We start from the raw sequence: 6,875 nt of genomic DNA on the forward strand, positions 1-6,875 counted from the left end.
CCCTCTAGTGTGATTTTTTCCAAAGCAGTAAAGATAGGTATTTTGCTACTGAGGCGAACGAGGGCACGAAAATAAAAAATGTAAATCCGCACTGCGGAATAATGCCTTGGGTATTCGGTCGACTTTATGAGTAGAAATTTACTTATCTTTACTATTTTTCTCATTATAGAGGTATCTTTCTGAAAGGCCACTGTCATTTTTGAAAGTGGTATTTTCTCTTAAGATTTGGTTCGGCGATCCGCTGCGCGCGCTCAATTATCGGTGCCGTACTTGTCGGCCATTTTTGACATACTAGAGACCGGACTCCTCAGTAAAGATATTTTTCGCTCATGTATATAGTTGAACTTTCAATGAAGCATACGGCCCTACCGATGTCAGTCCAAAAGAAGACTAAGGAGGCTGCAGATGAGGCTTATGCAATTGCTCTGAATGCTCTCAAGACAGGCCAACCGGTCATTCTTGAGTTGGCCTGTGATAAGCAAGAGGGCAAAAAGCTTTCAGTTTTAGTGAGTGAACTGGCTGCGGTACAGGTTTATGAAAAGTCTGGTGGTACTTCTTCTTCAGGTAAATCAGCTGGATTCTTTTCAATGGCTAATGAATAATTCCTTTCCTGCGAGTTTTGTCTTGATGCGTAGAGACAAGTAGGGGTAAATGGCAGATGCTATTGGGTGCGGTGCAGCTAACACTATTAGATGTTTTGATTTTTGATGATTGACAAGTCCTGTGCGATCGCAATTGACGATTTGCATTTCAGTTGGGAATCAGGAGCTTCAGTCCTTGCCGGATGCTCACTGCAAGTGAAGCGAGGTGAGTTCTGTATGCTTCTCGGGACTAATGGCAGTGGAAAATCGACATTATTAAGGTTGTTGGCGGGTCTATTAGATTCACCTCAAGGCTCAATCTATTTACAAAAGCCAGTGGGGTTTGTTTTTCAAAACCCCGATCATCAGCTGGTAATGCCCACGGTCGGAGCTGATGTTGCCTTTGGCCTTGTGGATGAGGATATGCCCTACGAAGCGGTGCGTCAGCGAGTAGATGAAGCACTCATGATGGTTAATTTGCTGCATCTCAAGCGGCGTCCCATTTATGCATTGAGTGGTGGGCAAAAGCAGCGAGTTGCGATCGCGGGGGCTCTAGCCCAACACTGTCGAGTGCTTCTATTTGATGAACCCACTGCCCTCCTCGACCCAGATAGTCAGCTTGAGTTGGTTGCCCAAGTGCGTGATCTAGTGAAACAGCAGGGGATTACGGCACTTTGGGTAACTCACCGACTGGTGGAATTAGATTATTGCGATCGCGCAATTTTGCTAGAACAAGGCCATGTAGCCACCCAAGGTGCGCCCGAACAGGTGAAACAAGCCTTGCAAAATCTTCATTTAACCTGAGAAAAATCCTTCAGGCTTGTTGTTACGTAGATAGCGAACGTTAAGCTAGAGGAATCATAGACTGAGCTTATACGTTATCCAGGCAACCGCAGATGAAAGGTTCTACCTCCCAGGCAATTTTATTAGTCGACGGGTATAACGTTATCGGTGCGTGGCCTGAGCTAACAGAACTGAGAGATTTTCAGGGGCTGGGGGTGGCCCGTACAAGCCTTGCTGAAACGTTGGCCAACTATAGTGCCTATAGAGGGTTTGAAACCTTGTTAGTTTTTGATGCGTATGGCCAGCGTCAATCCCATCGCATCGAAAAGTTTACTCAGCATTTGGCCATTCATTACACCAGTTTTGGCCAGACGGCTGATAGTTATATAGAAATATCCTGTGCCAAATTTCGTGACGATATTCGTAAATTTGAAAAACGCTTGATTGTGGCGACGTCTGATCGTGCCCAGCAATTAACCGTAGTAGGCTACGGGGCTGAATGGATGTCAGCTGCCCAATTAAATGCAGATGTGGATCTTTCTGTACAAAAAGTAAAACACCGTCAAAAGCCGAAAAAACACTCTAAACAGCGATTTCTTTCAAAATCCCTTAATCCAGAGACTCAGGCAAAATTGGCAAAGCTTCGCTCAAAGCTTATGGACTGAAAAGAACCTAAATAGGACTGTTTTACCTGATGTCTTTCTAGAGGCATGCGGGTTTTTCTAGGAAAAATTAAAAATGCCCTTGCGTAACGGCTACACAATTGCCTATATTATTAAAGCTGAATGATCCTCAGTAGCTCAGTGGTAGAGCGGTCGACTGTTAATCGATTGGTCGTAGGTTCGAATCCTACCTGGGGAGTTTATAAACTGTATAGTTTGTGTGATTTTTTCAAGATGGCTGTGCTGTTTTGAGAATTTCTATGGAATCCCTGTACTGCTTGCTGGTAGAGGGGTGCTGCCGTGGGAGTTGATCAACATTGTCCCGCCATTGCTGATGGTGTAAGGGCGAGTAACGTGAATTAAACCTTAAGGTATCATTCGCTTAACTGATTGTAGAGATAGTATATATTTGGGATAAAATTTGTCTCCCACTATAAATTTATTTATTTCTATGGGGAGCGAATTGGAAACCTAAGAGGTTTCTAGGAATTCCGAATAACAAACTCTCTGTCTTTAAGATGCCTCGTATACTTGTCATCGATGATGATCCCGCTATTTCAGAACTGGTGGCAGTTAATCTAGAAATGGCTGGATATGATGTCAGTCAGGCCGAGGATGGTGTGAGGGGCCAAGCGCTAGCTGTGCAACTCCTGCCAGATCTGATCATGCTTGATTTGATGTTGCCTAAGGTGGACGGCCTTACCGTTTGCCAACGTGTTCGCCGTGATGAGCGAACAGCAGATATTCCAGTGTTGATGTTAACGGCCTTGGGGCAAACCCAAGATAAGGTTGACGGATTCAATGCTGGTGCTGATGATTACTTGACAAAGCCTTTTGAATTAGAGGAAATGTTGGCTCGTGTCAGAGCGCTGCTACGGCGTACTGACCGTATCCCTCAGGCTGCTAAACATAGTGAAATTCTGAGCTATGGCCCACTAACGTTGGTGCCTGAGCGTTTTGAAGCTATCTGGTTTGAGCGCACTGTGAAGCTGACACACTTAGAATTTGAACTGTTGCACTGTCTTTTGCAGCGTCATGGACAGACAGTTGCTCCTAGTGAAATTTTGAAGGAAGTTTGGGGATATGACCCGAACGATGATATTGAAACCATCCGCGTACATATTCGCCACCTGCGAACTAAGTTAGAGCCGGACCCACGCCATCCTAAGTTTATTAAAACTGTTTATGGTGCTGGCTATTGTCTGGAGCTACCTCAGGATGATCAGGCATTTGCGAACCGCGCGGCAAGCTAGGGTGTATCCATCAGTGAACATTGGGAGAATATGTTTTAGTGTTTACGTTTTATCTGCTGCTGTGCATCTGGAGGAATAAAGCGACAGCACCGTCAAAAAGCATTAAAAAAGCATTGAAGGGAGGCCTAAAAAGGCCTCCCTTTTTTGATGGGTAGTCGGGTTTGGTTCTTGGTTCCTGGTGCTTGGTTTTTGAGATGAGAACTTTTCAGCGTAGCGAAGCATAGCAGGTCTGCGGGAACTTAACTGTAGGGCGAATGTAAAGCCGTGAATGTTGTGTTTCTCTAGAAAAAATAGAGCCTACGGTAGAACTCATTTCTACCGTAGGCTCTATTAATAGTTCTCTGGAAGAGCTAGCAGATCAGATATATGCCTGCTGTGAGTTGATTATGTGGCTACTTAGTAATCGCTTGCGTAATCGCTTCTACTGGAGAGTACTCAGCGGGCGCTAAGGCATTACCACGAATTAGACTGCCGATAGTTTTGGCAGTAATCTTCATTTGAGTAATGGGATTAGCAGGTACGACAGTTTTGTACAGATAGCTGTCAAAGGTAAGTTTCTGAACATCAATGTCAGCACACATCTCTACAAACGCTTCGCGAGTAGCATCGGAGCGGTAAAAGACGCGCTGCAGAATATCCAGTACCAGGTAGGTGACGCCATACTGCTTGTCCCAACGCTTGATGTAAGTCTTGAGTTCAGCTTCAGTTAGAGCTCGCTCACCACTGTTGGATAGTTCAACAATAGTCTCAGCACACATGCGACCAGACTTAGCGGCAAAATAAATGCCTTCACCAGAAGACTTGGTTACTGTGCCAGCAGCATCACCCACAAGTGCAACACGACCAACAACCCGGCGAGGTCTGGGATGCTCAGGAATAGGATGAGCTTCTACCTTCAGGATTTCGCCACCTTCAAGCCGCTTAGCTGCACGCTCACGAATGCCCTTTTGTAGTTGCTTAATTTTGGCCTGATTAACCCGCATGGTACCAGTACCGACAGCCACGTGATCGTACTTAGGGAAAACCCACGCGTAGAAGTCAGGGGAAACGTCATCACCGACATACATTTCTGCTAACTCTTCGTAGTAAGCCATTTTGTCGTCAGGGATGCGAATGCGCTCTTGGAATGCGATCGCATAGTTATAGTCACCGGCATCAATCGCACGGGCAACACGGGAATTGGCACCGTCAGCACCAATCACCATATCTACCTGTAAAGTCTTGGCATCTCCTTGGAGTGTGCCGTTGGAATGATCAGCGTAGTGAAGAGTGTAAGGATCCGTATCGTTAGAAGGAAGTTCCAACTTGTGCACGGTACCATTTATCACCTTGGTGCCAAGCTTCTCAGCCCGCCCACGCAGGAACCCATCAAGCACCTCACGACGGCACATGCCAATGTACTCGTCATCCTTGAGGGTGCTACCGATATTAACTTCAATATTTGAAGGAGAAATCATCTTCATCTTACGTACGCGACGATCGATGATTTCAGGGGGTAAGTCAAACTCATCCACCATGCAAAGGGGAATCGCGCCACCACAGGGCTTTGCGTTGTCTAACTTGCGCTCAAATAGATAGGTTTCAATACCTGCTTTTACTAGTGTCTCAGCAGCAGAAGAACCTGCTGGACCGCCTCCAACAACCGCAACCCGAAGTGCCAAGGTTTTTCTCCAAATCGATTAAAAGCTATGGTGTGTATGCTATCACGCAGATTTGAGCGGAACTGGCTCACTCTCGTAGATGTAACAAAAATGAAACACGATTTGAGACATGCCCATAGCAACCATAGATTGCGAGTGAGGTAAGTGTTCTTAAAGATACAGATTGAGCGTGTTGTGCAGATCTCACAAGATTGTTGTGTTGCAGGTGACAACAAAATCTAGTTGTCCTGTCAGCAATCACTATTGAAAAAATCATCTTTTTCTACACGTTTCTCTTCATCCAATTAGTCAGTTCAGCCATCAATTAATGGGGGAGAGTTTGTGTTCTAAAATCCAACCTTGACAAATAGAGATTTCACTTTTAATCGCTTCATTTCGTCTAGTGAAAGTCCTTAGATTTCTTAATTGCAAGGTTCTTCCGCAAATTTGCGTAGAAAACACCGTTTCTAAATCATGAGAACTTACTTATATTTATAGATAAGTATAAAAATCGACAAGAATTCTAGATATCAATACTGATTTATCGAATTCAATGATTGCGATTCATGGGGATGCTCTTTTTTTAGAAAGTCTTGCTTCTTTGATGGCCATTAGGGGGCAAATAGGTGGTCGAATTTCGCCCATTGCTGACATTTACTAACCAAAATCTACAGGGTTTTTCAAAAAACAATGCGTCAACCCAATAAAAGGCAAGCGATCGATGAGCCACTTGCTAAAGCTAGCCCAGTCCAATTGGCTCAGCTTTGGGCTAAGCGATATGTCATTGCTATTGAAACCTATGAAGGGACTCTACAGGAGTCGAATCCCCAGTCTCGTACAGCAGTTGTTGAGCACTTGACCTCGGAACTCCGTTCCGCCAGTGCAAAAGCATGGAATTTGACTGAATCTTTCCTTGCCCATGAGGTAAAACGTCATCGCATAAATGCCAATTTGATTGACCCGTGGAGTGTTGCTGGTGATGTGCATCGAGTTTATGCCAAGGCGTTAGCCGCTTACGGCAAGCATATTCCTCCTCAGCAGTTATCGGTCAAGATTGCGTCGGGTTTAGGCGTTATTCGTAAGCGCTATACGTCTGGGGACCCAAGGTTGATTGGGTTTGTGAGTATGCAGTTTCACCACTGTGGTCAAATGCTCATAGAGTCTGCTCCTGAGTCTGAGCAAGGCACACTGGCCGCTTACTTTAAGGTGATTGATGATCACTTATATATGCCGTTGCAGCGTGCCTATGCTGCTGCCGCTAGGTATGCCTATGATGATGAGCGTTTAAAGGTTGTGCAGACGCTTTTGCCCCATAGCACTGTAATCGCAAATAATGTGGTCGATCGTGTTAATACGATTTATCCCAACTATCAGTGCTACACAGATCGTTTAGACAGTGACGTTGTGCGTGTTTCTAGTGTCCGTGACACGGAGATGTTTCAGATTTATCTATGGACCTGTGTCTTAGAACAAAGTCTGTCGGCGATCCAGCAGGAGCTTTTTCCACTGTGTGTCATGCTCTATCCGACGCTCAAGGTAAATTGGGAGCTGGTGAGACACATGCTCCATTTGATGGGTCAAGAGTTTGAACAGTATGTAGAACAGTCCCGGGTGAAGCATTATGAGCCTTATCATCAGGCGCTATGGCAGATGTTTTCGCCTGAGGTGTTTCCTGACATGATTTAGTGTTCGTTAGATGGGGAATAGGTCTTAGTGCTTGGGGGAGTAGGGTTGGTTCCGAAATTTCTAGGGCTAGGCGGTTAACGATTGGTGAGATAAAGATTAGTGAGAATTTTGTGGCTGCATCTGTAGTTGCAGCGTGCGCAAAATTATGATGCCGCCTAGGGTACTGAACATTAACCACAGCCAAAATTGATGGGCCATGGCATGGTCTAAGGCCCAGCCGCCTAAGGGGGGACCAATTAAATAACCAACGGCCCAACACATGGAGTTCAC

At 45.3% G+C, this 6,875-nt stretch carries 6 protein-coding genes and 1 tRNA gene; 6 read left to right on the top strand and 1 reads right to left on the bottom strand.

All coding sequences use genetic code 11. The annotated features are described in order from the left end of the window. Window positions 1–329: 329 nt before the first annotated feature. The 5 genes from DXZ20_RS11020 (at window position 330) to DXZ20_RS11040 (ending at window position 3,279) form a co-directional block, all read left to right on the top strand. The gene (locus tag DXZ20_RS11020) at window positions 330–602 is read left to right on the top strand and encodes a UPF0367 protein family (protein ID WP_163660561.1); all 273 of its coding nucleotides are present in this window, start codon (window positions 330–332) and stop codon (window positions 600–602) included. 105 nt (window positions 603–707) lie between these two features. Next, the gene (locus tag DXZ20_RS11025; protein ID WP_163660559.1) at window positions 708–1,385 is read left to right on the top strand and encodes an energy-coupling factor ABC transporter ATP-binding protein; all 678 of its coding nucleotides are present in this window, start codon (window positions 708–710) and stop codon (window positions 1,383–1,385) included. 92 nt (window positions 1,386–1,477) lie between these two features. Further along, entirely contained in the window at window positions 1,478–2,029 is a 552-nt protein-coding gene (locus DXZ20_RS11030) for an NYN domain-containing protein (RefSeq protein WP_163660557.1), read from the top strand. 124 nt (window positions 2,030–2,153) lie between these two features. Next, window positions 2,154–2,225, top strand: a tRNA-Asn gene (locus DXZ20_RS11035). Between the two features lie 319 nt (window positions 2,226–2,544). Further along, the gene (locus DXZ20_RS11040) at window positions 2,545–3,279 is read left to right on the top strand and encodes a response regulator transcription factor (RefSeq protein ID WP_006518109.1); all 735 of its coding nucleotides are present in this window, start codon (window positions 2,545–2,547) and stop codon (window positions 3,277–3,279) included. A gap of 392 nt (window positions 3,280–3,671) precedes the next feature. Here DXZ20_RS11040 and chlP read toward each other — a convergent pair whose 3' ends face one another. Next, window positions 3,672–4,940, bottom strand: coding sequence for a geranylgeranyl reductase (gene chlP / locus DXZ20_RS11045; protein WP_163660555.1), 1,269 nt, complete (start codon window positions 4,938–4,940; stop codon window positions 3,672–3,674). A gap of 669 nt (window positions 4,941–5,609) precedes the next feature. Between chlP and DXZ20_RS11050 the strand changes: the two genes are divergently transcribed. Continuing rightward, window positions 5,610–6,605 (top strand): hypothetical protein, encoded by a 996-nt coding sequence (locus DXZ20_RS11050; protein WP_163698179.1) that lies wholly within the window; start codon window positions 5,610–5,612, stop codon window positions 6,603–6,605. The last annotated feature ends 270 nt before the right edge of the window (window positions 6,606–6,875 follow it).

This window comes from Adonisia turfae CCMR0081 (genome assembly GCF_011009555.1).
GTDB lineage: Bacteria > Cyanobacteriota > Cyanobacteriia > Phormidesmidales > Phormidesmidaceae > Leptothoe > Leptothoe turfae.

Coding starts and splice junctions, on each gene's coding strand:
- DXZ20_RS11020 (WP_163660561.1), top strand. CDS start 330: ATGTATATAGTTGAACTTTCAATGAAGCATACGGCCCTACCGATGTCA.
- DXZ20_RS11025 (WP_163660559.1), top strand. CDS start 708: ATGATTGACAAGTCCTGTGCGATCGCAATTGACGATTTGCATTTCAGT.
- DXZ20_RS11030 (WP_163660557.1), top strand. CDS start 1,478: ATGAAAGGTTCTACCTCCCAGGCAATTTTATTAGTCGACGGGTATAAC.
- DXZ20_RS11040 (WP_006518109.1), top strand. CDS start 2,545: ATGCCTCGTATACTTGTCATCGATGATGATCCCGCTATTTCAGAACTG.
- DXZ20_RS11050 (WP_163698179.1), top strand. CDS start 5,610: ATGCGTCAACCCAATAAAAGGCAAGCGATCGATGAGCCACTTGCTAAA.